The sequence below is a fragment of the Polaromonas sp. P2_G11 genome, assembly GCF_056403595.1.
Window position 1 is genome coordinate 290,595 of sequence record NZ_JBFUFE010000005.1, and the last position, 26,063, is coordinate 316,657.

Annotated in this window: 24 protein-coding genes; 10 read left to right on the top strand and 14 right to left on the bottom strand. The window is 61.7% G+C overall.

All coding sequences use genetic code 11. From position 1 onward, the window contains the following. Positions 1–55: 55 nt before the first annotated feature. Together AC1DWQ_RS18785 and AC1DWQ_RS18790 are read left to right on the top strand one after the other, a co-directional pair. Positions 56–751, top strand: coding sequence for a GntR family transcriptional regulator (locus AC1DWQ_RS18785; protein WP_477670981.1), 696 nt, complete (start codon positions 56–58; stop codon positions 749–751). A gap of 70 nt (positions 752–821) precedes the next feature. Continuing rightward, the gene (locus AC1DWQ_RS18790) at positions 822–3,926 is read left to right on the top strand and encodes an FAD-binding and (Fe-S)-binding domain-containing protein (RefSeq protein ID WP_477670982.1); all 3,105 of its coding nucleotides are present in this window, start codon (positions 822–824) and stop codon (positions 3,924–3,926) included. 134 nt (positions 3,927–4,060) lie between these two features. On the opposite strand, the gene AC1DWQ_RS18795 is transcribed toward AC1DWQ_RS18790, so the two are convergent. Then, positions 4,061–4,648 (bottom strand): hemerythrin domain-containing protein, encoded by a 588-nt coding sequence (locus AC1DWQ_RS18795; protein ID WP_477670983.1) that lies wholly within the window; start codon positions 4,646–4,648, stop codon positions 4,061–4,063. 190 nt (positions 4,649–4,838) lie between these two features. Between AC1DWQ_RS18795 and AC1DWQ_RS18800 the strand changes: the two genes are divergently transcribed. Beyond that, on the top strand, positions 4,839–5,831 hold the full coding sequence (locus AC1DWQ_RS18800; protein WP_477670984.1) for a DUF2167 domain-containing protein: 993 nt from the start codon (positions 4,839–4,841) through the stop codon (positions 5,829–5,831). Between the two features lie 13 nt (positions 5,832–5,844). Then, positions 5,845–6,570 carry a site-2 protease family protein gene (locus AC1DWQ_RS18805; RefSeq protein ID WP_477670985.1) on the top strand — a complete coding sequence of 242 codons (726 nt, stop codon included), beginning with the start codon at positions 5,845–5,847 and terminating at the stop codon, positions 6,568–6,570. Positions 6,571–6,594: 24 nt separating this feature from the next. On the opposite strand, the gene AC1DWQ_RS18810 is transcribed toward AC1DWQ_RS18805, so the two are convergent. Then, a complete protein-coding gene (locus AC1DWQ_RS18810; protein ID WP_477670986.1) occupies positions 6,595–6,852 on the bottom strand; it encodes a hypothetical protein in 258 nt (85 codons plus the stop codon). Between the two features lie 122 nt (positions 6,853–6,974). Between AC1DWQ_RS18810 and AC1DWQ_RS18815 the strand changes: the two genes are divergently transcribed. The 3 genes from AC1DWQ_RS18815 to AC1DWQ_RS18825 all read left to right on the top strand — a co-directional run bounded on the left by AC1DWQ_RS18815 (position 6,975) and on the right by AC1DWQ_RS18825 (position 8,792). Further along, a complete protein-coding gene (locus AC1DWQ_RS18815; protein ID WP_477670987.1) occupies positions 6,975–7,571 on the top strand; it encodes a 3'-5' exonuclease in 597 nt (198 codons plus the stop codon). Positions 7,572–7,705: 134 nt separating this feature from the next. Further along, positions 7,706–7,924: a hypothetical protein gene (locus AC1DWQ_RS18820; RefSeq protein ID WP_477670988.1), complete on the top strand. Its 219-nt coding sequence runs from the start codon at positions 7,706–7,708 to the stop codon at positions 7,922–7,924. 79 nt (positions 7,925–8,003) lie between these two features. After that, on the top strand, positions 8,004–8,792 hold the full coding sequence (locus AC1DWQ_RS18825) for a substrate-binding domain-containing protein (RefSeq protein WP_477670989.1): 789 nt from the start codon (positions 8,004–8,006) through the stop codon (positions 8,790–8,792). Positions 8,793–8,810: 18 nt separating this feature from the next. Here the strand turns inward: AC1DWQ_RS18825 and AC1DWQ_RS18830 are convergent, their stop codons facing one another. From AC1DWQ_RS18830 to rpsF, 7 genes are all read right to left on the bottom strand, one after another. Further along, positions 8,811–9,836 carry an ABC transporter substrate-binding protein gene (locus AC1DWQ_RS18830; RefSeq protein ID WP_477670990.1) on the bottom strand — a complete coding sequence of 342 codons (1,026 nt, stop codon included), beginning with the start codon at positions 9,834–9,836 and terminating at the stop codon, positions 8,811–8,813. Continuing rightward, positions 9,833–11,707, bottom strand: coding sequence for an SLC13 family permease (locus AC1DWQ_RS18835; RefSeq protein WP_477670991.1), 1,875 nt, complete (start codon positions 11,705–11,707; stop codon positions 9,833–9,835). Before AC1DWQ_RS18835 ends, AC1DWQ_RS18830 begins: the two co-directional genes overlap by 4 nt. Positions 11,708–11,938: 231 nt before the next feature. Then, complete coding sequence (gene dnaB, locus AC1DWQ_RS18840; protein WP_457278782.1) at positions 11,939–13,351, bottom strand: replicative DNA helicase; 1,413 nt, start codon at positions 13,349–13,351, stop codon at positions 11,939–11,941. A 182-nt stretch (positions 13,352–13,533) separates the two neighbouring features. Then, entirely contained in the window at positions 13,534–13,986 is a 453-nt protein-coding gene (gene rplI / locus AC1DWQ_RS18845) for a 50S ribosomal protein L9 (protein WP_457278783.1), read from the bottom strand. Between the two features lie 11 nt (positions 13,987–13,997). Continuing rightward, entirely contained in the window at positions 13,998–14,282 is a 285-nt protein-coding gene (gene rpsR, locus AC1DWQ_RS18850) for a 30S ribosomal protein S18 (RefSeq protein ID WP_077592883.1), read from the bottom strand. 10 nt (positions 14,283–14,292) lie between these two features. Continuing rightward, a complete protein-coding gene (priB, locus tag AC1DWQ_RS18855; protein ID WP_477649539.1) occupies positions 14,293–14,601 on the bottom strand; it encodes a primosomal replication protein N in 309 nt (102 codons plus the stop codon). 60 nt (positions 14,602–14,661) lie between these two features. Continuing rightward, positions 14,662–15,027 (bottom strand): 30S ribosomal protein S6, encoded by a 366-nt coding sequence (gene rpsF / locus AC1DWQ_RS18860; RefSeq protein ID WP_007871089.1) that lies wholly within the window; start codon positions 15,025–15,027, stop codon positions 14,662–14,664. A 322-nt stretch (positions 15,028–15,349) separates the two neighbouring features. On the opposite strand from rpsF, the gene AC1DWQ_RS18865 reads away from it, so the two are divergent. Together AC1DWQ_RS18865 and AC1DWQ_RS18870 are read left to right on the top strand one after the other, a co-directional pair. Then, entirely contained in the window at positions 15,350–17,170 is a 1,821-nt protein-coding gene (locus AC1DWQ_RS18865) for a hypothetical protein (RefSeq protein WP_477670992.1), read from the top strand. A gap of 25 nt (positions 17,171–17,195) precedes the next feature. Further along, positions 17,196–19,055, top strand: a complete 1,860-nt coding sequence (locus tag AC1DWQ_RS18870) for a hypothetical protein (protein ID WP_477670993.1) — start codon at positions 17,196–17,198, stop codon at positions 19,053–19,055. Between the two features lie 6 nt (positions 19,056–19,061). Here the strand turns inward: AC1DWQ_RS18870 and AC1DWQ_RS18875 are convergent, their stop codons facing one another. The 5 genes from AC1DWQ_RS18875 to ppsA all read right to left on the bottom strand — a co-directional run bounded on the left by AC1DWQ_RS18875 (position 19,062) and on the right by ppsA (position 24,894). Beyond that, positions 19,062–21,173, bottom strand: a complete 2,112-nt coding sequence (locus tag AC1DWQ_RS18875; RefSeq protein WP_477670994.1) for a sodium:solute symporter family protein — start codon at positions 21,171–21,173, stop codon at positions 19,062–19,064. Further along, positions 21,174–21,431 (bottom strand): DUF4212 domain-containing protein, encoded by a 258-nt coding sequence (locus AC1DWQ_RS18880; protein WP_477670995.1) that lies wholly within the window; start codon positions 21,429–21,431, stop codon positions 21,174–21,176. Then, positions 21,418–22,023 carry a tetratricopeptide repeat protein gene (locus AC1DWQ_RS18885; RefSeq protein WP_477670996.1) on the bottom strand — a complete coding sequence of 202 codons (606 nt, stop codon included), beginning with the start codon at positions 22,021–22,023 and terminating at the stop codon, positions 21,418–21,420. The genes AC1DWQ_RS18880 and AC1DWQ_RS18885 overlap by 14 nt, the downstream gene beginning before the upstream one ends. Next, complete coding sequence (locus AC1DWQ_RS18890; RefSeq protein ID WP_477670997.1) at positions 22,014–22,310, bottom strand: hypothetical protein; 297 nt, start codon at positions 22,308–22,310, stop codon at positions 22,014–22,016. Before AC1DWQ_RS18890 ends, AC1DWQ_RS18885 begins: the two co-directional genes overlap by 10 nt. 184 nt (positions 22,311–22,494) lie before the next feature. Then, entirely contained in the window at positions 22,495–24,894 is a 2,400-nt protein-coding gene (gene ppsA / locus AC1DWQ_RS18895) for a phosphoenolpyruvate synthase (protein WP_477670998.1), read from the bottom strand. Between the two features lie 219 nt (positions 24,895–25,113). Here ppsA and ppsR point away from each other — a divergent pair, with 219 nt between their 5' ends. Further along, positions 25,114–25,935: a posphoenolpyruvate synthetase regulatory kinase/phosphorylase PpsR gene (gene ppsR, locus AC1DWQ_RS18900; RefSeq protein ID WP_457278791.1), complete on the top strand. Its 822-nt coding sequence runs from the start codon at positions 25,114–25,116 to the stop codon at positions 25,933–25,935. The last annotated feature ends 128 nt before the right edge of the window (positions 25,936–26,063 follow it).

Consider the following 26,063-nt stretch of genomic DNA (forward strand, 5'->3'; position numbering starts at 1 on the left):
GCAAAGGGTTACAAATTGATTTGACACCCCTGTTTTTTGCATACAAAATTTGCTCATGGCTGCCGAAATCATTCCCATCCCCCGCGCTGCCCTTCACGAACAGGTGGCGCACCGCCTGCGCCAGATGCTGGTTGAAAACCGCATCCAGCCGGGCGCCAAGCTCAATGAACGCGAACTCAGCGAAGTTTTGAATGTCTCGCGCACGCCGCTGCGCGAGGCCATCAAGATGCTGGCCGCTGAAGGCCTGGTCGAGCTCTTGCCCAACCGCGGTGCGATAGCGGTGGAACTCACCGAAGCCGACGTGCTGAATACCTTTGAGGTCATGGCCGGGCTGGAGGCGCAATCGGGCGAACTGGCCGCGCAGCGCATCACCGACGACGAGCTGGCCGAAATCAAGGCCATGCACTTTGAAATGCTGGCCGCCTACACACGCCGCGACCTGCCCAACTACTACCGGCTCAACTCCGCCATTCACAGCGCCATCAACGCGGCCGCGAAGAACCCGGTGCTCACCACCACCTACCGGCAGGTCAATGCGCGCCTGCAGGCGCTGCGCTTTCGCTCCAACCAGGACGAAGAAAAATGGAAGTCAGCCGTGAATGAACACGAGCTGATGATTGACGCACTGGCTGCGCGCGACACCGCCGCCATGCGCAAGGTGCTGCTGGGCCACCTGGCCAGCAAGCGCGAAGTCGTGGTCCAGCAACTGCGCGCCGCAGCGGCGCCCTCCAGCACGCCTTCCAGGGCGTGACCTGCAACGTGACCTTTGCCTGGCTTCAGGGCCGGGCCTCAACACCCACACAAAACCCGGATCGCCCGCGATGAACGCCCCTCTTCCACTCAAGATCTCCCGGCAGGCCGCGGCCCACGCCTACGACAACGTGGCCCGCATCAGCAATGAAGTTGCCGGCCGGCTGGCGGCGCGGCTGGCCGCCGAAACACAGGGCGAAGTGCTGTTTTCACCGGCCGACCGGGGCCGCTACGCTACCGACGCCTCGATCTACCAGGTCATGCCTGTGGGCGTGTTTGTGCCGCGCACGGCAGACGATGTGAAGGCCGCGCTGGACATCTGCCGCGACATGCAGGTGCCCATCGTGCCGCGCGGCGGCGGCACCAGCCAGTGCGGGCAAACCGTGGGCACCGGCCTTGTCATCGACTACGCCAAGCATGTGCGCAACATCCTGGCGGTGAACCCGGAAGAACGCACGGCGGAGGTAGAGCCCGGCATTGTGCTGGACCACCTGAACGCCGCGCTGAAAAAACACGGCCTGTGGTACCCGGTGGATGTTTCGACCAGTGCGCAGGCCACGCTGGGCGGCATGGCGGGCAACAACTCTTGCGGCAGCCGCAGCATTGCCTACGGCAACATGGTGCACAACGTGCTGGGTGCCAAAGCCTGGACATCCGACGGCAGCCTGCTACAGCTGGGCGCTTACGCCGGCAGCAGCGGCAAGGCACGCGAGCTGGGCAGCCACGTGCGTGCGCTGGCCGAGGAGCTGCACCCCCTCATCAAGCGGCGCTGGCCGAAAGTCATGCGGCGCGTGGGCGGCTACAACCTGGACATCTTTGACCCGCAGAGCGAGCGGCCCTACACCAGCGACGGCTCGGTCAACCTGGCGCACCTGCTGATAGGCAGCGAAGGCACGCTGGCGCTGACCCGGTCGCTGACGCTGCAACTGAGCGAGCTGCCCCGGGCCAAGGTGCTGGGTGTGGTGAATTTCCCGACCTTTTACCGCGCCATGGATGCGGCGCAATTCATCGTCAAGATCGGCGAAGGCACGCTCACTGCGGTAGAGCTGGTCGACCGCACGATGATCGACCTGTCGCTGCAAAACCCGGCCTTTGCGCCGACGATCCGCAGCGCGCTGATCGGCGATCCGGCGGCCATTTTGCTGGTGGAGTTTTCGGGTGCCAGCAAGGCCGAGCTGTTGCCCAAGCTCAAGCGCCTGGGCGAGTTGATGGGCGACCTGCTGCTGCCCGATTCGGTGGTGGAGATGACCGAGGACGCACCGCAAAAAAACCTGTGGGAGGTGCGCAAGGCCGGCCTCAACATCATGATGAGCCTCAAGGGCGACGGCAAGCCGGTGAGTTTTATCGAAGACTGCGCCGTGCCGCTGGAGCATCTGGCCGCCTACACCGACGCCTTGACCGAGATCTTCAGGAAATACGGCAGCAAGGGCACCTGGTATGCCCATGCCTCCGTCGGCACGCTGCATGTGCGGCCCATCCTGGACATGCGGCGCGAAGGCGCGCCCAAGATGCGCGCGATTGCCGAAGAAGCCTCCGTGCTGGTGCGCAAGTTCAAGGGTGCCTACAGCGGCGAACACGGCGACGGCCTGTGCCGCGGTGAATGGATCAAGTGGCAGTTCGGCCCGGAGATCAGCCAGGCCTTCGCCGACATCAAGCAATACATGGACCCGGCGGGCTTGCTGAGCCCCGGACGCATGATCAACCCGCCCAAGATGGACGACACGCGGCTGATGCGGTTTCCGCCGGGCTACCGTGTCATTCCCCTGAAGACCGCGCTGGACTGGCGCGCCTGGGATGTGCAGAACGACCCGGCCACCGAAAGGACCAGCGCACCCGGCAGCGGCGGCGACCCGGCCCGTGGCTTTGCCAAGGCCGTGGAGATGTGCAACAACAACGGCCACTGCCGCAAGTTTGACGCCGGCACCATGTGCCCGAGCTACCGCGTGACACGCGACGAGCAGCACCTCACGCGCGGACGCGCCAACACACTGCGCCTGGCATTGAGCGGGCAGCTGGACGGGATGAAGGCCGAAGACGCCTTCACCAGCGAAGCTGTGAAGGAGGCCATGGACCTGTGCGTGGGCTGCAAGGGTTGCAAGCGCGACTGCCCCACGGGTGTGGACATGGCCAAAATGAAGGTGGAGTTTTTGCACCACTACAAGCACAAGCACGGCTACACGCTCAAAGACAAGATGGTCGCGTACCTGCCCGACTATGCCCAATGGGCCAGCCGCCTGGCGCCGCTGCTGAACCTGCGCGACAAGGTGCCGGTGCTGGCGGCCTGGAGCGAAAAACTGATGGGCCTGTCGGCCCGCCGCACACTGCCGCAATGGACGCGCCAGACCTTCTGGAAGCGCCTGAACAAGCCCGGCGCGGCGTCGAAAGGAAGCATCACGACCGCCAGCCGCGAAGAGGTGCTGGCCGCCGCACGGCCGGTCGTGCTGTTTGTGGACACCTTCAACGGCTACTTTGAGTCAGAAAACGCACTGGCCGCGCTCAAGGTGCTGCAGGCCGCCGGCTACACGGTACATGTGGCCGCGAAAACCGTGGCGGACGGCAAAAGCCTGTGCTGCGGCCGCACTTACCTGGCCAGCGGCATGGTATCCAGGGCCAGGGCCAAGGCACGCGAGGTGGTGGAAGCCCTGCTGCCCTTTGCCGAAAAGGGCATCGCCATCGTCGGCCTGGAGCCCTCCTGCCTGCTGACACTGCGCGACGAGATGCTGGTGATGGGCCTGGGCGAAGCGGCGCACACCATCAGCCGCCACGCATTGCTGCTGGAAGAATTCCTGGCGCGAGAAGCGGCCGACGGCAAACTCGACAAGCTCAAGGGCCGGCTGAAAGCGACAGCCCAACCCATCTTGCTGCACGGCCACTGCCACCAGAAGGCCTTTGGGGCGGTGAGCCCCATCATGGATGTGCTCAAGCTGATTCCCGGCGCAAAACCTGAGCTGATCGAGTCAAGCTGCTGCGGCATGGCAGGCAGCTTTGGCTATGAGGCCAACCACTACGAGGTGTCGATGCAGATGGCCGAACTCAGCCTGCTGCCAGCGGTGCGCAAGCAGCCCGACGCCATTGTGGTGGCCGACGGCACCAGCTGCCGCCACCAGATCAGGGACGGCGCGCAGCGCGAGGCGATTCACGTCGCGGTACTGCTGGCGCAGCAGCTGCGGGGCTGAGGGCGGCCGCCACGCGGCATGTTTTCAGAGCCCGAACGCTATACTTTTAATAGCTGCTTGCGCTTTCCCTTATTGGGCTACAGCCTGTTTTTGCTTGAATATTCCGGTGCAACGCACATCAGCCACGCAAGCGCCTAGACATGCCCCACCACCATGGGCGCATGCCTGAGGTGAAGCGACAGGCCAAGGGCAGCCATGTGGTTGCCGTTGCGCCCGAGAATGGTTTCGGCCAGCGGAAGGAATTCTTCCTCTTCAAAGCGCGCGTGTTTCAGGTAGGCCTGCACCAGAGCCTCCGCCGCTTGCAGGTCCAGCTCTGCCGGCTGGTTTTTTGCCGCCGCTTTCACTGCGGGTTCGAGGTCTTTCCAGATCGATTCGATCTTGCGGTGCTCGGCCACCAGGCGCTTGATCATCGCGCTGACCTTCTCGGCCTCTTCCCCCTTGGCGGCGCTGCGCAGCACCGCCGGGAACAATTCATTTTCTTCGTCGGCATGGTGGCCTGCCACCGCGTACTTGAAGAGGCTGAGCGTGTGCGAAGCGACGTTGCGCGCTTGCGCCGCCGCGGCCAGCAAGGCCGGCAGTTCAGCGAAAGCCTGCAGCTGGGACACGATACCGAAGTGGCATTGCGAGAAGCCGGCCAACGGCATGGTGAAGTCAACCATGCCCGCAGCGGCGGGAGGCGCGGGCAATTCCCCACTGTGGTAGCTGACGTGATGGATGCTCATGGATATTCCCCTGGTTAACGGATGCACCCTGCCGGCCAGCCAACCCGGCAACAGCCAACCGGACACCGTGCAGCCAGTTTGACTATAGGGAGGCGATCAGGGGCGCTGTTGATCCAGATCAAACAAGCCGCCGGTTCCACCAAAGCCCGTGTCAGAATATCCGGAAATTTATTCCAACAGGGAGGACTTGATGAACCATTTGTGGACGCGCATCTGTGCGCTGGCGGTTGTACTGTCTTGCGGTGCTGCCCTGGCGCAGCCGATGTCAAAAGACGAAGCCGAAAAAATCTGGGCGGAAGCCCGCGCCGCAGCCAAGGAAGGCCCGCAGGATATTCCCCTGGCCGACCAGGCCGTGCTGAAGCTGCCGGCCGGCCGCATTTTTGTGCCGCAGCCGCAGGCCGCCAGGCTTCTCAATGCCATGGGCAACCCCGGCAAGGATTCGCGGCTGCAGGGCCTGGTGTTTCCCGCGGCCAACGATTCCTGGTTTGTCACGGTGCGCTTTGAGTCCGCAGGCTACGTGAAAGACGACGACGCCAAGGACTGGAACGCCGACGACCTTCTCAAAAGCTACCGCGAAGGCACGGAAGCCTCGAACAGCGAACGCAAGAAGATGGGTTTTCCTGAAATGGAAATTGTCGGCTGGGCCGAAAAGCCGGCCTATAACGCCGCCACCCACCGGCTGGTGTGGGCCATGTCCAGCAAGGACCGCGGCGCAGCGCCCGATGCCGCACAGGGCGTGAACTACAACACTTACGCGCTGGGGCGTGAGGGCTACTTCAGCCTGAACCTGGTGACGGCGCTGAATGATTTGCCGAAGGACAAACCCGTCGCCGCGGAGCTGCTGTCGGCCCTGCAATACAACGACGGCAAACGTTATGCCGATTTCAATTCCAAAACCGACAAGGTGGCCGAATACGGCCTGGCCGCGCTGGTGCTGGGCGTGGCCGCGAAAAAACTCGGCTTCTTCGCCGTCGCCGCACTCTTTTTTGCCAAGTTTGCCAAGGTGATCTTTCTGGCCGTGGCGGGGTTTGGCGCGGTGTTCCTGAAATACTTCAAGCGCAAACCGGCTGCAGCGCCCATGCCGGTCGCGGCCGCCGAGCAGGAGACGGTTCCTGCCGCATTCGGCAGTGCAGCAAACGCGTCAACCACCCCGGCAAAACCCCCAGCGCCGCCTACCGCCTGAAAAGCACCTTCGCGTGACGAAACTCCTGCTGCTGCTTTTCACCGGCGCCAAGTTCGGCAAGCTGCTGCTCACGGGCGGCAGCATGCTGATTTCGGTGTTTGCCTACGCGCTGCTGTTCGGCTGGCGCTACGCAGTGGGTTTTGTGGCCCTGCTGTTTGTGCATGAAATGGGCCACTACATCGCCGCGCGGCAGCGCGGCCTCAACGTGGGCGCGCCCACCTTCATTCCGTTTGTGGGCGCGTGGGTAGAGCTCAAGGACATGCCGCATGACGCCGAAACCGAAGCCTATGTGGGCCTGGGCGGCCCGCTGCTGGGCACGATAGGCGCGCTGGCCTGCTATTTTCTGGCGCGCGACCAGGACAGCAACCTGCTGCTGGCGATTGCCTATTCCGGCTTTTTCCTGAACCTCTTCAACCTGATTCCGCTGTCTCCGTTTGACGGAGGCCGCATCACCGCGGTGCTGTCGCCGCGCATCTGGTTTCTGGGGGTGCCGGTGCTGGTGGGCCTGTTCTTCTGGCGGCCCAGCCCCATGCTGATCCTGATGGCGCTGCTGGCCGGGCCGCAGCTGCTGAAGGCCATACGCTACAAATCAGACAGCGAAGAAGCGAAAACCTATTACGCCACCAGCGCCGCCACGCGGTTTGAGTACGGCTTTTATTACCTGGCCCTGGCGGCGTTTCTGGCGGTGATGACACACGATGTGCATGAAATGCTGCGCGGCGTCAGCGGCATGCGGTAAATCGGGCTGAATGCGCGGCTCGTGTCAGTCCGGCACAAACTTCGCATTGAAGGTCGCTTCGTCCTCGGGCAGCTCCATCGTCACCAGTTGCCCCATGCGCATGTCGGCGAGGCGGCAGGCGCCGAACAGGCTGTATTTGCCCTTGAGCCCGTAGCTTTCCATGTCGATCAGCATGAAGGAGTGCGGCACAAACACCTGGTGCAGAAAAATCGTGCGGTGCCGGTTGCGCGGCGACGGAAAGAGCTTGTATTGCTCGGTGGTGATGCTTTGTGCTGCTGCCATGATGTGGGTGAGTGAGGGCGGTCGGGGGCGTCCGATGTAATGCGCCAACCCTGACTGTAAGCTCTAGCCTTGCACAGACCTTGCCGCAGCCCTGTTTTTTGCCCACTTATGCCCCAATACCCATGACAGAGCGTCACCCGACCCCCGGAAAAGAAGAAATTGCCCTGCTGGAGCCGTTCGACCGGCTGAGCCTGGGACAGATCCAGGTGGTGGCGACACCGGCCCAGGCCGCCGCAGCGCTGCAGGCCCTGGCCGGCGCCACGGTGCTGGGCTTTGACACCGAGTCGAAACCGACCTTTGCCAAAAACGAGGCGTCTGAAGGGCCGCACATCGTGCAGCTTTCGACGCTCGACAAGGCCTGGATCTTCCAGCTCGAAGATGCCGAATGCCGCCGCGTGGTCGGGTTGCTGCTGAGCTCGCCTGCCATCATCAAGGCCGGCTTCGGCCTGGGGGACGACCAGCGCCGCATCATCCGCAAGCTGGGCACAGACCTGCAGGGCGTGCTGGACCTGAACGTGGTGTTCCGCGAGCGCGGCTACCGCAAGGACATGGGCGTGCGCGGCGCCGTGGCCGTGATGTTCAACAAGCGCTTCCTCAAATCCAAGAAAGCCGCCACCTCCAACTGGGCCAATGAACGGCTGACGGAAGCGCAGATCATTTACGCGGCCAACGATGCCTATGGCGCGCTGCGGGTGTACAAAGCGCTGGGGCTGGGGTAGGCGCGGCCGCAATACGCTACCAAATTGATAGCTGGTCGCGCTTATCCACAAAGGGTTTCAACCGATTTTTACTTAAAAATCCTGACGGCAAAAATTATCTTGATTTTTATCTTTATCTTTAGAAGGAAACAACCATGAAAACACTGTTCCCCCTGCTCGCCTGCGTCCTGATCTCCGGTTGCGCCGCCGAACTGGTCAGCGTCAATGAAAAGCAGATTGTGGTCAAAGCCCGCCCGTCGAAATTGGGCGAAGCCACCGACATCGCTGAAATGGAATGCCAGAAGCGCGGCCTGCATGCCCGGCTGGTGACAAAGCCGACCCCCGAGCAGTACGGGTTTGAGTGCGTGCGCTGAGTCACGCATCCACGCAGCAAGTCGAAGAAGTCGAAGAAGTCGAAGAAGTCGAAGAAGTCGAAGAAAGCGAGGAGATGGCATGCAACAACTTCTGAAGTTCTGCAGGATCTTCTGGCTGCTGCTGCCCGTGCTGGTGTGGCCCGGCGGCGGCGCTTGGGCGGCCGATATACATGTGATGACCTCGGGTGGTTTTACCGCCGCCTACAACGAACTGGTGCCGGCCTTTGAGCGTGCAACCGGGCACAAGGTCATTGCCGCTTATGGCGCGTCCATGGGCGACGCGCCGGACGCCATCCCGAACAGGCTGGCGCGCAAGGAGCGGGCCGACATCGTGATCCTGGCGGCGCCGGCGCTGGATGCGCTCGTGAGCCAGGGCAAGGTGCAAGCCGGCAGCCGGGTGGACCTGGTGCGCTCACTGATCGGCATGGTGGTACGCGCAGGTGCGCCCAAGCCGGACATCAGCACGGTCGACGCGCTCAGGCGCACGCTGCTGGACGCGCGGTCCATTGCCTACTCGGCCAGCGCGAGCGGTGTCTATATTTCGACCGAGCTGTTCCAGCGCCTGGGAATTTCCGCGCAGGTGGCAGGCAAAAGCACCAAAATACTCAGCGAGCGGGTGGGCAGCGTGGTGGCCCGCGGCGATGCCGAACTGGGCTTCCAGCAGGTCAGCGAACTGCTTCCGGTTCCGGGCATCGACTATGTGGGGCCGCTGCCGGATGAAGTGCAGCGCGTCACCGTGTTTTCAGCAGGCATTGCCGCCGATGCTGTCGAGCAGGATGCCGCACGTGCATTGATTCGTTTCTTTACCACTGCGGCGGCCGCGCCCGTCATCCGGAAAACCGGGCTGGAACCTGTCACCGCCCCATGATGGCGGGCCCTGCGGGCATCAGGGGTAGTAGAGTTGCTCCAGCCGCGCGGCTTCGGTGTAGATCGACGGCAGCGTGATGTTGCGGGCAACCAGGGCGGCAGCGCGCAAACCCACGCTGTAGCGCGCGTCCTGGCCCGGAAGCGGCGGCGCACTGGCGGGTTTTGCCTTCAGCCAGGCCAGCGCGTCGGCGGCGGCGATTTCCCCCATCGACTTGGCGGACGGCGCCACACTGAGCCCCCCGCCCTGCTGAACGTATTCAATGTCGACCCCCAGCGGCAAGGGCGCGGCATTGGCTTCGAGCCACTTGATCACCTCGGCATCGGGCACCACGCCGGCCGCCGCGGGCCCGGCACGCAAACTGCCGTGCGAGAGCACCAACACCACATCGGCCTTGCCGTCCATGACCTTGATGGCGGCCTGCCAGGCGGGGAAATCGCCCAGCGTGTGGGTGACCGCCACACTGTGCGGCGCCCAGTTGAAAGCCTCGACCTGCCTGAGTTGACCCTGGCTGGTGGGGCCGGCATCGCCCAGCACCGCCACGCGTACGGGCTGGCCCTTTTTGACGTGCTGCAGCAAGTCTCGCATGGCGGCGAGCGGCAGGCGCTCGGCGACACCGGTGACGTTGGCTGCGCCCACGTACCCGTACTCTGCGGGCTCATGGTCTATGGCGGCGAACACCACCCTGGGACGGCCCTGCCCGGCGAAGCGGCGCATCACGTATTGCTGGGCTTCGTCGTCTACCGCAATCACCAGGTCGGGGTTGAACTGCTCAATGGCGCGCAGGCCTTCCTTTGCGGCGTCCTGGCGGTGGTCTTCATCGGGAAGGCGGTCTATGCCCAGGTAATGCCAGCGAACAGTCAAGGGCTGCCTGTTTTTGTCCAGGACATGGCGTATGCCTTCGTCCATCTTGCCGACGGTGGTGGAGTTGCGGTCCGAGCTGTGCAGCACCAGCACCCGCGGCTTGGACAGGTTGAACATGCCCAGCAGCAGCAGCGCGACGAGAAGGGCCGCGCCCGTCAGGACAGCGAGGGTTCCGTTTTTCATACCAGGCCCAGCCATTCCCAGTAAGGGATCGAGAGATAGGCCGCCAGCAGGCGCGCCAGGTTCATCCAGTGGTTATAGCGCAGGAAATCGGTGTGTTTGTAGTAGCGGTCCAGCCCGCTTCCCATGACCTGCAGGTACTGTGAGCTTTGGTAGGGTATGAACCAGATGTCGCTGAACATGGCGGTCAGGAAGACCACGACCCAGGGGTTGATGAACTGCGCCTGCCCGATCGGCAGAAGGATGACCGCAGCCACGATCATGCCGGCGGTGATGGGCAGCACCAGGCGCAGCAGCAGCGTGACCACCAGCGCGACCGGGATGAACCAGACCATTTTTCCGCCGACGAAATCAAACATGTTGCCCGCGGAATGGGCCAGTGCGGTGTCCAGCCCCAGGTAGCTGATGGCGCGGCTCAGGCCGTCGAGGCTGAGCAGAAAGAAAATCATCGGCCAGTCGATCTTCTGCTGGAAGTCTTTCTTGCTCAGCAAGCCCATGAGCAGCAGGCCCACCAGCAAAAAGGCCGCCAGCCAGGCGGGAGAAATCTGGTGCCAGCCGGCGGTGCCGGCGCCCACCAGGAAGAACAGGAAACCGGTGAGTGCGGCTTTTTCGGGCCGGGTGACGTCGCCCAGCAGGGCCAGCTGTCGCTCGAGCCTTTCCTTGGGCAAAGCGGCCTGGGCCGTGCGCCCAAAACACAGGCGCACCACCACCAGGTGCGCGGCCGTGACGGTGAGCGCAGCCACGCCGGCCGCGACAAACCAGAACAGGCCCTGGAACTGGTCCTGCAGTTGCACGGGCAGCATGCCGAAAGCCGTCAGGTTGGACGACTTGCTGGTCAGCAGCATCGGCGAGAACAGCATGGCACCGGAAAACGTGGCGGCCATCAGGGCCGTGGCGGACTTGCTGTGCGCCGGCAGGTTGAGGCCTTCGATCATGTCGCGGTAAAACGGAAGCACCAGCGACAACCGCGCATTGCCCGAGGGCATGATGGGCGACAGCAGGTAACCCGACAGCAGCAGCGCCGCCTGGTGCCAGAACGGCGTGTCGGGCAGGCGTATCAGCAACCACAACATGAAGCGGTAGCTCAGGCCCGAAGCGGAAATCACCGCGGCCAGCGCATACACGCCCACTAGCGTGGTGAGCGTTCTTGACGAGAAACCGGCCAGCGCGACTTCGTAGGGCACAAGACCGACGATCAGCACCGCGGCGATGGCCACCAGTGGCGGCACGAACTCGTCGGCCAGGTTGAACAGCCACATCAGCACCGTGGCCGACAGGATGGCCAGGAACAACGAGGCCTCCACCACCAGCCCAGCCGAGCCGGAGAGGAAATAAATCGCGGGCGGCACCAGCACCACGCCCAGCCAGCCCACCAGCTCGCGCCGGGAAATGGGTTTGGCCGGTTTTTTGGCGGCAGGCTTGCCGGGGGCCGGCGCAAGAAAGGATTCGCCGCCCACATAACCCATCAGCGTCAGCCAGGCCTTGTTGCGCAAGGCGGGCGATTTCGCAGCCAGCTCGGCCAGGGCGTCGCGGGGGACCTGCACCGCCCTGACCGGCGTGGCTGCCGTGACGCTGCACAGGTAGCTGGCCGTATCGCAGGCGGCCTCTTCACCGCAGCGCATGCCCGGCAGCGCGACGGTACGGCCGCCAGGCGTGGTCAGCTGCAGCTCACCGGTTTCGATCACGTACAGAAATTCGGCCGGCGCGCCTTTTTCGTACAGCGTGTCGCCGGCGGCGAATTCCAGCGTGTGCAGGCTGCCGAGCAGGCGTGCAAGCTGGCTACCGGAAAGGTCGGTGAAAAGCGCGTCGCCACGCAAAAGCGCCAGGATGTCGGCGTCGGGGATGACACCAGGAATGACGGAGGAAACAGGCATGGATTCCCGGACCTACAGTGAGGTGACGGTAAGAATCCGCAGGGGCGTCGGCATGGAACCTCCTCCTTTAGCTATTGTATTGATAGCTGCTTGCGCCCGGCTTGATTGGCCTGCAGCTGTTTTCTGCCATTAAATCACCGTTTTCCCGAAAACGGCCGCCGGAAAACCCTAGGAGGCCACTGCGCCGTGGCCACTCGATACGACAGGAAGACCTGCGAGCTTCTTCAGGCCTCAAAAGTCCCCGCTGCCGCCGCTGGCCAGGCTTTCGAACTTGGTGATGCGGTTCAGGAACGCCAGTTTGACTGTGCCGGTGGGGCCGTTACGCTGCTTGCTGATGATGACCTCGGCGACGCCCGGCTCCTTGCAGGCCTCTTTGGTGTAGTACTCGTCACGGTAGATGAACATGATGATGTCGGCGTCCTGCTCGATGGCGCCGGACTCGCGCAGGTCGCTCATCATGGGGCGTTTGTCGGTGCGGGATTCCACGCCGCGGCTGAGCTGCGACAGCGCGATCACGGGGCACTGCAGCTCTTTGGCCAGCATCTTCAGGCCGCGTGAGATTTCGCCGACGGCGGTGGCGCGGTTCTCGTCTGCCATGCCGCCGGATACGCTCATGAGCTGCAAATAGTCGACCACAATCAGGCCGAGCTTGCCGCACTGGCGTGCCAGGCGGCGGGCGTTGGCACGCAGCTCACTCACAGTGAGGCCGGGGGTTTCGTCGATGTGCAACGAAACCGTGCGCAGCTTTTCAATGGCTTCGGTCAGGCGCGGCCATTCTTCGTCCGTCAGGGCGCCGGTGCGCAGATGGGTCTGGTCGATGCGGCCAATGGAGCCCACGATACGCACGGCAAGCTGCGAGGCGCCCATTTCCATGGAGAACACGGCAACGGGCAGACCTTCGAGCAAGGCGACGTTTTCGGCAATGTTGATGGCCAGTGCGGTTTTGCCCATGGAGGGGCGCGCCGCCAGGATCACCAGGTCACCGGCCTGGAAGCCGGACGTCATGCGGTCCAGGTCGTAGAAGCCCGTGGGCACGCCGGTGACGTCCTGCGGATTCTCGGCCATCTCGGTGACGCGATCGAGCAGGCTCACGACCAGCGTGTCCATGCTCTGGAAGCCTTCTTTCATGCGCGAGCCCTGCTCGCCGATCTTGAAGATCTTCTGTTCGGCCTCGTCGAGGATGGTGGCGACGTCTTTCCCCTGCGGGTTGAAGGCATTGGTGGAAATCTCGTCCGAGGCGGACACCAGTTTGCGCAGGATGGAGCGCTCGCGCACGATCTCCGCGTAGCGGCGGATGTTGGACGCGCTGGGAACGTATTGCGCAAGGGAATTGAGGTAGCTCAGGCCCCCTACTTCGTCGGCCTTGCCCTGGTTCTGCAGGTGCTCGTAGACCGTGATGATGTCGGCCGGTTTGGAGGCGTTGATCAGGGCGCCTACGGCGGCATAGATCAGCTTGTGTTCGGAGCGGTAGAAGTCCTGGTCGGTCAGCAGGTCGCCCACACGGTCCCACGCGCCGTTGTCGAGCAGCAGGCCGCCCAGCACGCTGGATTCACCCTCGATGGAGTGCGGCGGAATGCGCAGCTGGGCGATCTGGCGGTCAGGGCTGTAGCCGGGATCGTCATAGGTGGAAAGTACGGCGGACATGGGTTTCCTTGGGAGAGGGTGAATGGTACGCCGGGAGCGTAAAACCTCACGGGATAAGGTTGTGGATAACCGGGGGAAATCGGGTGGAAATACACCGTGAGCTTGTGTACAGCCGCTTGATCCGGCCGGCCATGAAAAAAGCCGCTCGGCGAGCGGCTTTTTTTCGGGAAGGGAGAAAACGCTTAAGCGGTTTCGCCGTACACGGTGACGGTGATGTCCACTGCCACGTCGGTGTGCAGGGCAACGGTCACGGCGTGGTCGCCAACAATCTTCAGCGGACCGTTAGGCATGCGGATTTGCGACTTCAGCACAGGGAAGCCCTGCTTGGTCAGCTCGGCCGAGATGTCATGGTTGGTGACGGAGCCGAACAGGCGGCCGTCAACACCGGCTTTTTGCGTGAGCTTGACGGTGGTGCCGCCGAGCTTTGCGCCCTGGGCCTGCATTTCGGCCAGCTTGGCAGCTGCAGCTTTTTCGAGTTCGGCGCGCTTGGCTTCGAATTCGGCCTTGTTGGCTTCCGTGGCGCGGCGTGCGCGGCCCGAAGGGATCAGGAAGTTGCGTGCATAGCCGTCTTTGACCTTGACGATTTCGCCGAGGTTACCGAGGTTCACGACTTTGTCGAGCAGAATAATTTGCATGGTCGTGCTCCTTACAGGCTACGGTGCTGGTCGCTGTAAGGCAGCATCGCGAGGAAGCGAGCGCGCTTGACGGCGGTGTTGATCTGGCGCTGGAAAATCGCGCGCGTGCCGGTCAGGCGTGCGGGGATGATTTTTCCGTTTTCGGCTACGAAATCGCGCAGGGTGTCGATGTCTTTGTAGTCGATTTCTTCAACGCCAGCGGCTGTGAAGCGGCAAAAACGCTTGCGCTTGAACAGCAGGGATTGGGTATTGCGCTTGGGGCGCTTGTCTTTGTTGAAACGTTTTGGTCCGGGCATGATGGACTCCTTAAATGGGGTTCGGTACTTGCTCTACCTTGTGCAGAGCCTGGATATGAAAAACAACACCTTTGCTGGTGCGCGCATTGATCAGAAAACCGGTGAACCTGAAGGGTTTGCCTAGCGGGGATTTGGCTGATTGCTCAGCCAGCGCTCCGAAAGCAACCGCCCTTACCGTCAACTTGACCTGTCTGGTGACTCCGGCTTCGACGATTTCGGACTCGTGTTCGAGGACGAAATTGGCGGCGGGGATTCCAGCGGGCGTGTAGCGAAGAGGACTTGCCTCGGCGATACAGGCGGTCAGTTCAACGTGGTTCACTGCGGGCTCTTGCTCAAAAGCAGATGCGCAGCAGCGAGGCGTTCAACAGCATGGTGGCTATTAAGCCGCATACTCCTGCTGTTGGGCCTTACGGGCTTCTTCCCTCTCGACGTTGCGCATCATGAGGGACGGGCCGGTTTCGGCTTTCTTCTTCACCACGGTCAGGTGGCGCAGCACGGCATCGTTGAACTTGAACGCGTGTTCGATTTCTTCCATCACGGCCTGGCTGGCTTCGATGTTGATGCAGAGGTAGTGGGCTTTGGCCAGTTTCTGGATCAGGTACACCAGCTGGCGGCGGCCCCAATCTTCGACACGGTGCACTTTGCCACCGCCGGCGGTGATCATGCCCTTGTAACGTTCCAGCATGGCTGGGACTTGCTCGCTTTGATCCGGGTGGATCAGCAAGACGATCTCATAGTGACGCATAAACTCTCCTTGTGGTTGATTGAAGCTGCCCCAGCGTCGTTAAGGGTGCAGCAAGGCGAAGCCCATGATTATAGCCTGAAGACTTGTTCGGATGCCAGTTTGGCCTGGCCATCCATCTAGAAACCCAGGAAATCGCAGCTTTTGGGGTAGTTTCCCCCTGCTTCAAAGCGCTGGCACCAGCGCCGGACACAGCCGGGTAGAACCCACGCGATGATCCATGCAATGAAGCTCTTTGGCTGATTGTTACTGCGTGTTAATCTCCCGCCAGATCCGGATGCGCTGGACTACAACCCTCCCGCACCCGCCTACCTACGCCGTCGACATGCAACTGCTTCACGCGCCAGCAAGCCTTTCAGGGCGGCATGCGACCTATGCGGTCTGGCTGGTATACGGCCTCCTGCTGCTCTGCCTTGGCCTGATTTTCAAGCCCTTTTTCCCTCTGGAAAGAGGATGGCTGGGTCATGACTACTCGCTGATGTTGCCCAACTGGCTGGATGGGCACATCTGGTTTTCCACGAACGGATTGAGCACCCCATGGTTTACACCGTCATTCTGTGCCGGTCAGCCCTTTTTTCCTGATCCACAGTCCGCTTTTTATTCGTTTCCACAGTTACTGGCCATATTGGCCGGGCCGATCAACGCCGCATATCTGTTGCTGTGCCTGAGCGCGAGCCTGATGTTCTGGGGCGGTTATCTGCTGGCGCGCAAGGTCTTTTTAACCGGCCCCCTGGCGGCAGTATTGGTGGGCGGCTTGCTGATGTTCAACGGGTTTCTTCCACATCGGATCATCATCGGGCATGTCGGCTTCCATGGGCTTGCCCTGGTGCCCTGGCTGGCTTTACTGCTCCTGCTGCCTATCCGCTCGCGACTCGATCAGGCCGGGATATCAGTGCTGGCGGGGGTTGTGCTTGCCTATTGGGTGCATTCCGGCCTCAGCACTCTGATGCTCGCAGGGGGCCTCGCTGTTTTCGTGATCGGTCTGCTGCATTGCATGGCCGGCGGCGACCTCCGGCAGTTCATGGCGAGGGGATTGATCGCCTGCATCGTCGGCTTGGCGCTTTCGGCGTCCAAGCTGATGGCAACCTTTTCCTTTCTTGCCCTTTTTCCTCGTACTTTTTATCCGCTGCCGGGCGCACCTTCATGGCATGAAGCGGCAGGAATGACCGTCGCAGCACTTTTTCTGGAGTCCCAGCAGGCCTACCAGATCGGCAAGGCTTCCATGACCAACCTGCAGGCCACGCAATCGCCGCACGAGTGGGCCTTCAACTTCGGGATGGCGAGCGCCGTTTTGCTGGTTTGCCTTATGGTTGACAGGATTCGCCGAGCAACAACGGCATTTCGGCTTCCGGGCTGGCGTCAATTTCTGTTGGGCTCTGCCTTGCTGCTGAGCCTGGCCGTGCCGCTGGCACTTAACTACTTTGATCCGCGGTGGAATGCCTTCCTGAAAACGCTGCCCATCGTCAACTCAGCCAGCACGCTGGTACGCTGGCTGGTGGTGTACATCACCATTTTTGCCGTCGGTATGGGCTTGCTGCTGCAACGCGCGACCTGGAAACGCTGGAAAGGCCTGGCCGTGGCGGTCTGCCTCACAGCAACAGTGGCGCAGTCAGCGCTTGAAGGCCGGGAGTTCTATTCGTGGCAGGGATATGACCCCCGCAGCGTGGTAATCGCTGAAAAAAAATTACGGGACGGTACATTTGCCGCAGGAATCCGGGAACTCGGAAGCCGTGCAGACATGCAGACCGAGACGGGCATTCTGCGAGTGACATCCAACAACCTTCTGGCTGCAGGCAAATCGGCGCTCTTTTGCTATAACCCCGTTTTCGGTTACAGCCTGGAGAGATTCTCAGCAGAAGGCCTGACAACAGGGCCAGTTCTTGCCGAGCACAACGGGTTCCTGAACCTGAAAAACCCGGCCTGCTACGTTTACCCAAAAGAAAACAACTGCAAACCAGGCGATCTTTTCCGTGCAGATCAACGCGAGGAAGCCCAGAAATTCGCAAACTACAAGCCATTTGCTTTCAATTTCTCGGCACGCCAGGAAATGGCCAACCGGCTGTCGTATATCGCCTGGGTCTCGTTTGGGCTGCTCATGCTGGGCTGGCTGGCTGCCACGCTTTGGCGCCGGCGCAAGGCGCCCTGACACACCCAATACTCCCCAGGCATACATGCAGCTTTTTTCAAAATGGAACGCCCCCTCACCGCGCCAGCAATCAGCATGGATTTGGCTGATTTTTTTGGTATTACTGGCTATTACAGCTCAGACGTTTGAACCATTTTTTCCGATTCAGGATGGCTGGCTGGGCCCCGACTTCAAACTTGCACTGCCAGGCTGGCTGGATGGTTATATCTGGTTCACCCAAAACGGCCTGAGCGTGCCCTGGTTCACCCCGTCGTTTTGCGCCGGGCAGCCTTTTTTTCCAGACCCGGTATCGGCGTACTACTCGCTGCCCCAGTTCTTGGCCATTGCCATGGAGCCCGTCAAAGCCGCCTGGGTGACGCTCTGCATCGCAGCCAGCTTGCTGTTTTGGGGGGGTTATCTTCTGATGCGCAGAGGCTTCATGGCAGGGCCGCTAACGGGCCTGCTTGTAGGCGGAATGCTGATGCTCAACGGATTTCTGCCTCAGCGGATGATCATCGGGCATGTGGTCTTTCACGGTTATGCGCTGGTCCCGTGGCTGGCGCTGCTGCTGCTCCTGCCGCTTCGGTCCCGAGCCGACACGGCTGTCGCGATAGCACTGGCAGGCCTCATCCCTGCGTACTGGGTTCATTCAGGCTTCAGCACACTGCTCCTGCCAGCAGCGCTGTCCGTGCTGCTGCTGGGTTTGCTTCATGGCTTGCTGGGGGGGGCCTTCCGCCAGTTCATGATCCGGGGCGTGCTGGCGGCCACCATTGGTGCAGCGCTTTCAGCTTCCAAACTGGTCGCCACGTTTTCCTTCATGGCCTTTTTTCCGCGCACTGCCTACCTGCTTCCAGGCGCAGGTACTTTGACAGACACGGTGACCATGATCATGGCCGCCCTGTTCATGGATTCGCAGCAGGCACACGACATCGGGGTGAAGTTGCTCGTCAACCAGCAGTGGGGGCTTAACCCGGAGGAATGGGCGTACAGCTTTGGCACTGCATGCGCAGTACTGCTTGTCCTTCTACTTTCCGAGCGCATGATGCGATGGACGCTGACATCCCGGGCACTTAAATGGCCCGCGCCACAAAAACTGTTCATGCTGCTGGCCTTAGTCGTTGGCTTGGTATGGCCCATTGCATTCAACTACTTTGAGCCGCACTGGAATGCCATCCTTAAAAGCATTCCCGTCATCAACTCAACCAGTACGCCACTGCGTTGGATCATTGTGTACATCCCAATGATCGCCGTCGGCACAGGCTTGCTGTTCGAGCGTTCCGGGTGGCCACACCTGAAAGTCGTCGCAGTTATCGCATGCCTCACAGGTCTAGTCATTCAGTCATCATCCGATCCGAGAAAGTTCTATTTCCAGCCGATTTACTATTCCGGCGCCATCGCCATAGCTCACCAGCAATTGAAAGAAAAGAGCTTTACGCCTGAGATCAGGGAACTGGGAACCGTCTCAAAGATACAGTCTGGACCGCGGCTGTTGAGGGCCATTATCAATAACACACTGGTTGCCGGCATGTCGCAACTGGAGTGCTACAACCCGGCGTTTGGATACCGCAGAGAGTATTTTTCAGCCGACGGATTAAGTCCCGGGCCAGTTCTTGCCGAGCACAACGGGTTCCTGAACCTGAAAAACCCGGCCTGCTACGTTTACCCAAAAGAAAACAACTGCAAACCAGGCGATCTTTTCCGTGCAGATCAACGCGAGGAAGCCCAGAAATTCGCAAGCTACAAGCCATTTGCTTTCAATTTCTCGGCACGCCAGGAAATGGCCAACCGGCTGTCGTATATCGCCTGGGTCTCGTTTGGGCTGCTCATGCTGGGCTGGCTGGCTGCCACGCTTTGGCGTTGGCGCACGGCGCCCCGACAATCCAGGCAGCCAAACCACGTGGCTTGAGCTTTTTCAGAGACGTTTCAGGTCCGGATAGCGAATGTATTCCACCAGTTCCTGGACTTTCTGGCTGGGCGGCGGGGTGAGCAGGCTCACCAGCACAATCACCGCAAAACCGACCGGAACACCGAAAAGCCCGGCCGAAATCGGGTCTATGCCCCACCACAGCTGCACCGGCGAGGTAATGCCGAAGGTGGTGCGCAGCCAGGCCTGGTTGGTGAACATGTAATACGAGGTTACGCCCAGGCCCGACACCATGCCCAGCACGGCCCCGATGCCGTTGGCGCGTTTCCAGAAGATCCCCAGGCTGAGCGCCGGGAAGAACGAGGCGGCGGCAAACGAGAACGCGGCCGACACCAGAAACAGGATGTCCGCCGGCTTTTGCGCCGCCACATAGGCCGCCAGCAAGGCCACGATCAGCAGCAATATCTTGGACACCGTCACCCGGCTCACCGTTGATGCATTGGGATCGATCATCTTGTAATAAAGGTCGTGGCCCAGCGCATTGGCAATCGTCAGCAGCAGGCCGTCGGCGGTGGAAAGCGCTGCAGCCAGCCCACCCGCCGCCACCAGGCCTGAAATCACGTAGGGCAAGCCTGCCAGCTCGGGCGTCAGCAGCACGATGATGTCGCCGCCTATGTTCATCTCATTGAGCTGCAGGATGTTGTCCTTGTTGATGTCTGTGACCGACAGCAGCGAAGGGTCCACCCGCGTCCAGGAATGCACCCAGGCGGGCAGCTGGTCAAACGGCATGCCCACCAGCACGGTGAATATCTCGTACTTCACCAGCACAGCCAGTGCCGGTGCGGTGAAATAAAGCAGGAAGATACACACCAGCGACCAGGTGACCGACTGCCGCGCTTCCCGCACACTGGGCACGGTGTAATAGCGCATGAGGATGTGCGGCAAGGCCGCGGTGCCCACCATGAGGCAAAAAACCAGCGCCAGGAAATTGCGGCGCGAAGTGTCGTAGGTCTCCTGCTCTTTCGGGGTTCCGTCCGGGTTGCCCGAGAACTGGGCCGCGTGGGCGGGCATGCCGTTAAGCGGCTGGGTTTTGACGTCCGCAGCGGCCCTGGCCGCCGTCCAGGCCTTGACGGCGGCGGCCTCGTCCCGGGGCATGGCGGCCATCGCCCTGGCGGCCGATGAAATTTCAGCCACGGATGCATTGCCGCTTTTGAGCTGCTCCATTCGTTTGGCGGCGGCCAGCTTGTCGGCGGCCAGCGACTCGGCGGGGTGCTCCAGCCTGCCCGACAGCGCTGCCGAGCGCTGCTTGAACAGCTCACGCACCTGCAGCTCTTTGGGGTCGGCCGTCAGCTCTTTCTCCTTGGCCGTGACCTTTTCAAGTTGAAAGCCATAAACCAGCTGCGGTACCGGAATCCCCGTCTGCTTGACCGACAGCCAGACCACCGGAATGAGGTAGGCCACCACCAGGATGATGTACTGGGCCACCTGCGTCCAGGTCACCGCGCGCATGCCACCCAGGAAAGAACATACCAGGATGCCACCCAGCCCCAGGAAGATACCCAGCTCGAACGCGATGCCGGTGAGGTAGGAGGTGATCAGGCCGACGCCGTAAATCTGCGCAACCAGATAGGTGAAGGAGCACAAAATGGCCGCCGCCACGCCGATGAGCCGCGGCAGTCGCCCACCGTAGCGCTCTCCCAGAAAATCCGGAATGGTGAACTGGCCGAACTTGCGCAGGTAAGGCGCCAGCACCAGCGCCACCAGGCAGTAGCCGCCTGTCCAGCCCATGATGAAAGCCAGCCCGCTGTAGCCCGTGAGGTAAAGCGTTCCCGCCAGGCCAATGAAGGAGGCGGCCGACATCCAGTCGGCGCCGGTGGCCATGCCGTTGTAGACCGCCGGCACGCGCCTGCCTGCCACATAGTATTCGGAGGCGTCGGTGGTGCGGCTCATGACGCCTATGCCCGCATAGAGGCCGATGGTGGCCAGCAAAAAGGCCGTACCTATCCAGAGGCGCGGCAGGCCCGCACGTTCCAGAAGCGCCAGGACGACCACAAACACCACCAGGCCCAGCGTGTACCAGCGGTAGACGCGGTCCAGCTGCTTTTTGAACTGCTGGCTCGAGAGCATGACGCCGTCGCGCGAACCAAAAAAGCCGCCCATTCAGTCCTCGTCCGCCACGTCATGCTCGATGTCGAGCCGGTTCATGTACCAGGCATAAAAGCCGACGATGAGGCAATACACCACCAGGGCGCCCTGCGCACCCATCCAGAAGCTGAAAGGCCAGCCAAAAAAAGTGAAGCTCAGCGCGCGCGCAAAGTAACTCACGCCGAACGTAACGCTGAACCAGATCATGAGGAGCACCGCCGTTACGGCGAGGTTCTTGCGCCAGTAACGACGGTGGCTGTCAGTGGGCTGCATGGGCTGCCTGGCCGGTGGCCGCAAAAAGGGCCTCGTTTTCGCGCTCGAACTGGGCCGCCACACGCGGCTCAAAGCGACTCAAGTGCGCAATCACCTTGCGCGCCTTGGCGGGCTGGCCCAGCGCCAGCCACACCTGCGCGAGCCGGTACCAGCCGTAAGGGCTCAAGGGCTGCAGGACTGTGTTCTTTTGCAGGGCCTCGGCGGCTTCCTCAAACCGGTGCGCCTGAATGTGCACCAGCGCCAGGCCATACCAGGCCTGGTCCAGGCGCGCGTCCAGTGCCACCGCGCGCTCAAAGGCCGGCCCGGCCTCATCATGGCGTCCCGCCTGCTGCAACACATAACCCAGGTTGAACCAGCCCGCGGCATGGCCGGGCCTGACGGCGGTCAATTGCTGCAGGCTGGCAACGGACTCTTGTGTGAGCTGGAGCTGCGCCGCCACATGGCCGCGGCTGGCTAGCGCATAAGGGTCTGCCGGGCGCAGTTGCAGCATCTGGTCAAAGACGGCCAGCGCGGCAGGCCGTTTGGCGCAGGCGAGCAAAAGCAGTGCGCGTATTTTCAGAAAACCGTATTGAAGGGCAGCGTCTATTTGCACAGTGCCACCCCGATCTCCAGGCAGATGCGGATTTTGGCGATGGCCGCAATGGCCCACACCAGCAGCAGCACCAAAAAGGCCACCAGCGGCAAGTGACGGTCCATCACGACCTGCGGAGATATCCAGCGTGCTGCCTTGACCCAAGGCAAGCCCACCAGCTGAAGCACGCGATAAAACGGATTGCTGTCCTTCGCCGCGCCTGCCAGCAGGCCTACTGCCCATTGCCCGGCCAACGCAAGCAGAGCAATTTCAGTGAGCAGTTTGATGGTAGTGGTGACGGCAAGCATGGCTCACGACAAACAGATGAAGGGATGAAGGCAACGATTCCGATTGTCATCGGAGGTATTGCCAATTGTTTACCGGGAAACCTCCTGCCATCGCGGGTTTTCCCTCGGTCGCGCGGTTCCGACGCAAAAAAAATGCGCTGCGAATCTCTCCGCAGCGCACCGTTTCAATTCATGTCAACCGTCTTCAGTTGGCCAGTTGCTTCCAGGTGGCGATCACCGTGTCGGGATTCAGCGAGATGGAGCCGATGCCTTCGTCCTTCAGCCACTGCGCAAAGTCCGGGTGGTCGCTGGGGCCCTGGCCGCAGATGCCGACGTATTTCCCCGCGCGCCGGCAGGCCTGGATAGCCCGGCTCAGCATGGCCTTGACGGCGGGGTCGCGTTCGTCAAAATCCTGGGCCAGGATGTCCAGACCGGAGTCGCGGTCCAGGCCCAGCGTGAGCTGGGTCAAATCGTTCGAACCAATCGAGAAACCGTCGAAGAACTCGAGGAACTCGTCGGCCAGTATGGCGTTGCTGGGCACCTCGCACATCATGATCACGCGCAGGCCCTGCTCGCCGCGCTTGAGGCCGTGCTGGGCCAGCAGGTCCGTGACCTTTTTGGCCTGGCCCAGGGTGCGTACAAATGGCACCATGACCTCGACGTTGACCAGACCCATGTCGTTGCGCACGCGTTTGAGCGCCTCGCACTCCATGGCAAAGGCCTCGCCAAAATCGGGGCTAAGGTAGCGCGATGCGCCGCGAAAGCCCAGCATCGGGTTTTCTTCCTCGGGCTCGTAGCGTGAGCCGCCGATCAGCTTGCGGTATTCGTTGGACTTGAAGTCCGACAGACGCACGATCACCGGCTTGGGCCAAAAGGCTGCCGCGATCGTGGCCACGCCTTCGGTCACCTTGTCGACATAAAAGGCACGTGGCGAGGCATGGCCGCGCGCCACGCTTTCCACTGCTTTTTTCAGGTCGGCATCCACATTGGGGTAATCAAGAATCGCCTTGGGGTGCACACCGATGTTGTTGTTGATGACAAATTCCAGCCGTGCCAGGCCAACGCCGTGATTGGGGATCTGGCAGAAATCAAACGCCAGCTGCGGGTTGCCGACATTCATCGTGATCTTCAGGTCGATAGGCGGCATCTCACCACGCTGCACTTCCGTCACTTCGGTTTCCAGCAGACCGTCATAAATGTTACCGGTATCGCCCTCAGCGCAGCTCACGGTGACGAGCATGCCATCTTTCAGCGTTTCGGTGGCGTCGCCGCAGCCGACCACGGCCGGGATACCCAGCTCGCGCGCGATGATGGCGGCGTGGCAGGTGCGCCCGCCGCGGTTGGTCACGATGGCGCTGGCGCGCTTCATCACCGGTTCCCAGTTCGGGTCGGTCATGTCGGTCACCAGGATGTCGCCGGCCTGCACCTGGTCCATGTCCTTGATGTCGTGCACGATGCGGACCGCGCCCGTGCCGATCTTCTGGCCGATCGCGCGGCCTTCTGCCAGCACGGTGCCGGTGCCCTTGAGCTTGTAGCGCTGCTCTGCCTTGCCCTTGGACTGGCTCTTCACAGTCTCGGGGCGCGCCTGCAGGATGTAGAGTTCGCCGTCGATGCCGTCTTTGCCCCACTCGATGTCCATCGGGCGGCCATAGTGGGCCTCGATGATCAATGCATAGCGGGCGAGTTGCTCGACGTCGGTGTCGTTCAGCGAATAGCGGTTGCGCAGCTCGGTCGGCACATCAGTGGTCTTGACCAGCTTGCCGCCGGCTTTTTTCTCGTCGGCGCTGGTGAACTCCATCTGCAGCAACTTGCTGCCCAGGTTGCGGCGAATGACGGCGCGTTTGCCCGCTTTGAGCATGGGTTTATGCACGTAAAACTCGTCAGGGTTGACGGCGCCCTGCACCACCGTCTCGCCCAGGCCGTAGCTGGAGGTGATGAACACCACGTCTTCAAAGCCGCTTTCGGTGTCGATGGTGAACATCACGCCGGCAGCACCCTTGTCGCTGCGCACCATGCGCTGGATACCGGCTGAAAGCGCCACGTCGGAATGGGCAAAGCCCTGGTGAACCCGGTAGCTGATGGCGCGGTCGTTGTACAGCGAGGCGAACACCTCTTTCATCTTGTGCAGCACGTCCTCGATGCCGACGACGTTCAGGAAGGTTTCCTGCTGGCCGGCAAACGACGCGTCCGGCAAGTCCTCTGCCGTGGCGGATGAGCGCACCGCAAAGCTGGCCTGGGCATTGCCGGCGCTGAGGGCGGCAAAACTGTCGCGAACGGCTTTTTCCAGATCGGCCGGGAAAGGCTGGGCTTCCACCAGCTTGCGGATTTTGGCGCCGGCTTCGGCCAGCGCACGCACGTCATCGGTGTTGAGCGTGTCCAGCACGCCGTTGATTTTTTTGTCGAGGCCGTCATGCGCCAGGAACACGCGAAAGGCGTGGGCCGTAGTGGCAAATCCGGTGGGAACACGAACCCCGTTCGGGCCGGTCGGCAGTTGCGAAATCATTTCGCCGAGGCTGGCGTTCTTGCCGCCGACAGACTCGACGTCTGTCATCCTCAGGTTTTCAAACGGTACGACCAGGGCGGTCGCCTCAAACAGCTTGGACATGAAAATACTCCGGGAGGTTTAAAAACCGGGGAATTCACCATGCGCGGCAAGCAACCTTGTTGTTGTTGGAAGGGGTTGTGGCGGGGCATGATGTGACAAACTGGATAATTGCCACGATTGTAGGGGCCTCGGGCCCGGCGTGCCGTGTCAGGCTTTCACCCGGCTTTCAACCAGCGAAACCCTTATTTCCCCTCCCTGTCCCTCATTTATCCCCTTCCCATGTCCCAACGCACCGTATTTTTCATCTCTGACGGTACCGGCATCACCGCTGAAACCTTTGGTAACGCCATCCTGGCGCAGTTTGAATTCAAGCCGCGCCACGTGCGCCTGCCTTTTATCGACAGCGTGGACAAGGCCCACCAGGCGATCCGGCAGATCAATCACACGGCCGAAGTCGAGGGCAAACGCCCCATCGTCTTCACGACGCTGGTGAACATGGAGATCCTCGCGGTCATCAAGGCCCACTGCAACGGCATGCTGCTGGACATGTTCGGCATGTTTGTGGCGCCGCTGGAGGGTGAGCTGGGCATCAAGTCCAACCACCGGGTAGGCCGGTTTTCAGACGCGTCCAAAAGCAAGGAATACGACGACCGCATCGAGGCGATCAATTTCTCGCTGGCGCATGACGACGGCCAGAGCAACCGCGACCTGGCCGGTTCGGACGTCATTCTGGTGGGCGTGAGCCGCAGCGGCAAGACGCCGACCTCGCTTTACCTGGCCATGCAGTACGGCCTGAAGGCTTCCAACTACCCATTGATCCCCGAAGATTTCGAGCGCCGCCAGCTGCCGCCGGCGCTGGTGCCACACCGCAAGAAGATCTTCGGGCTGACCATCGCGCCCGAGCGACTGGCGCAGATCCGCAATGAGCGCCGGCCCAACTCCAAATACGCCAGCCTGGAGAACTGCCGCGACGAAATCCACGAGGCCGAAGCCATGATGCGGCGCGAAGGCATACGTTGGCTGTCAACCACCACCAAGTCGATTGAAGAGATCGCCACCACCATCCTGCAGGAAATCCGGCCGGAGCGGCTGGAGTACTGAGGCGGGGCCATGCACATCCCATGCCTCCGCACGGATGCACAAGGTGAGCATTCATCGAAGCAGGGGTCAGCGTCGACACAGATTTCCCGATGCATGGCGGCTGAAGCCGTTTTTTCCCGGGGATCGGG

Excerpts from the sequence above, each read along its gene's own strand:
- AC1DWQ_RS18785 (WP_477670981.1), top strand. The coding sequence starts at position 56 with ATGGCTGCCGAAATCATTCCCATCCCCCGCGCTGCCCTTCACGAACAG.
- AC1DWQ_RS18790 (WP_477670982.1), top strand. The coding sequence starts at position 822 with ATGAACGCCCCTCTTCCACTCAAGATCTCCCGGCAGGCCGCGGCCCAC.
- AC1DWQ_RS18795 (WP_477670983.1), bottom strand. The coding sequence starts at position 4,648 with ATGAGCATCCATCACGTCAGCTACCACAGTGGGGAATTGCCCGCGCCT.
- AC1DWQ_RS18800 (WP_477670984.1), top strand. The coding sequence starts at position 4,839 with ATGAACCATTTGTGGACGCGCATCTGTGCGCTGGCGGTTGTACTGTCT.
- AC1DWQ_RS18810 (WP_477670986.1), bottom strand. The coding sequence starts at position 6,852 with ATGGCAGCAGCACAAAGCATCACCACCGAGCAATACAAGCTCTTTCCG.
- AC1DWQ_RS18815 (WP_477670987.1), top strand. The coding sequence starts at position 6,975 with ATGACAGAGCGTCACCCGACCCCCGGAAAAGAAGAAATTGCCCTGCTG.
- AC1DWQ_RS18820 (WP_477670988.1), top strand. The coding sequence starts at position 7,706 with ATGAAAACACTGTTCCCCCTGCTCGCCTGCGTCCTGATCTCCGGTTGC.
- AC1DWQ_RS18825 (WP_477670989.1), top strand. The coding sequence starts at position 8,004 with ATGCAACAACTTCTGAAGTTCTGCAGGATCTTCTGGCTGCTGCTGCCC.
- AC1DWQ_RS18830 (WP_477670990.1), bottom strand. The coding sequence starts at position 9,836 with ATGAAAAACGGAACCCTCGCTGTCCTGACGGGCGCGGCCCTTCTCGTC.
- AC1DWQ_RS18835 (WP_477670991.1), bottom strand. The coding sequence starts at position 11,707 with ATGCCTGTTTCCTCCGTCATTCCTGGTGTCATCCCCGACGCCGACATC.
- dnaB (WP_457278782.1), bottom strand. The coding sequence starts at position 13,351 with ATGTCCGCCGTACTTTCCACCTATGACGATCCCGGCTACAGCCCTGAC.
- rplI (WP_457278783.1), bottom strand. The coding sequence starts at position 13,986 with ATGCAAATTATTCTGCTCGACAAAGTCGTGAACCTCGGTAACCTCGGC.
- rpsR (WP_077592883.1), bottom strand. The coding sequence starts at position 14,282 with ATGCCCGGACCAAAACGTTTCAACAAAGACAAGCGCCCCAAGCGCAAT.
- rpsF (WP_007871089.1), bottom strand. The coding sequence starts at position 15,027 with ATGCGTCACTATGAGATCGTCTTGCTGATCCACCCGGATCAAAGCGAG.
- AC1DWQ_RS18865 (WP_477670992.1), top strand. The coding sequence starts at position 15,350 with ATGCAACTGCTTCACGCGCCAGCAAGCCTTTCAGGGCGGCATGCGACC.
- AC1DWQ_RS18870 (WP_477670993.1), top strand. The coding sequence starts at position 17,196 with ATGCAGCTTTTTTCAAAATGGAACGCCCCCTCACCGCGCCAGCAATCA.
- AC1DWQ_RS18875 (WP_477670994.1), bottom strand. The coding sequence starts at position 21,173 with ATGGGCGGCTTTTTTGGTTCGCGCGACGGCGTCATGCTCTCGAGCCAG.
- AC1DWQ_RS18880 (WP_477670995.1), bottom strand. The coding sequence starts at position 21,431 with ATGCAGCCCACTGACAGCCACCGTCGTTACTGGCGCAAGAACCTCGCC.
- AC1DWQ_RS18890 (WP_477670997.1), bottom strand. The coding sequence starts at position 22,310 with ATGCTTGCCGTCACCACTACCATCAAACTGCTCACTGAAATTGCTCTG.
- ppsA (WP_477670998.1), bottom strand. The coding sequence starts at position 24,894 with ATGTCCAAGCTGTTTGAGGCGACCGCCCTGGTCGTACCGTTTGAAAAC.
- ppsR (WP_457278791.1), top strand. The coding sequence starts at position 25,114 with ATGTCCCAACGCACCGTATTTTTCATCTCTGACGGTACCGGCATCACC.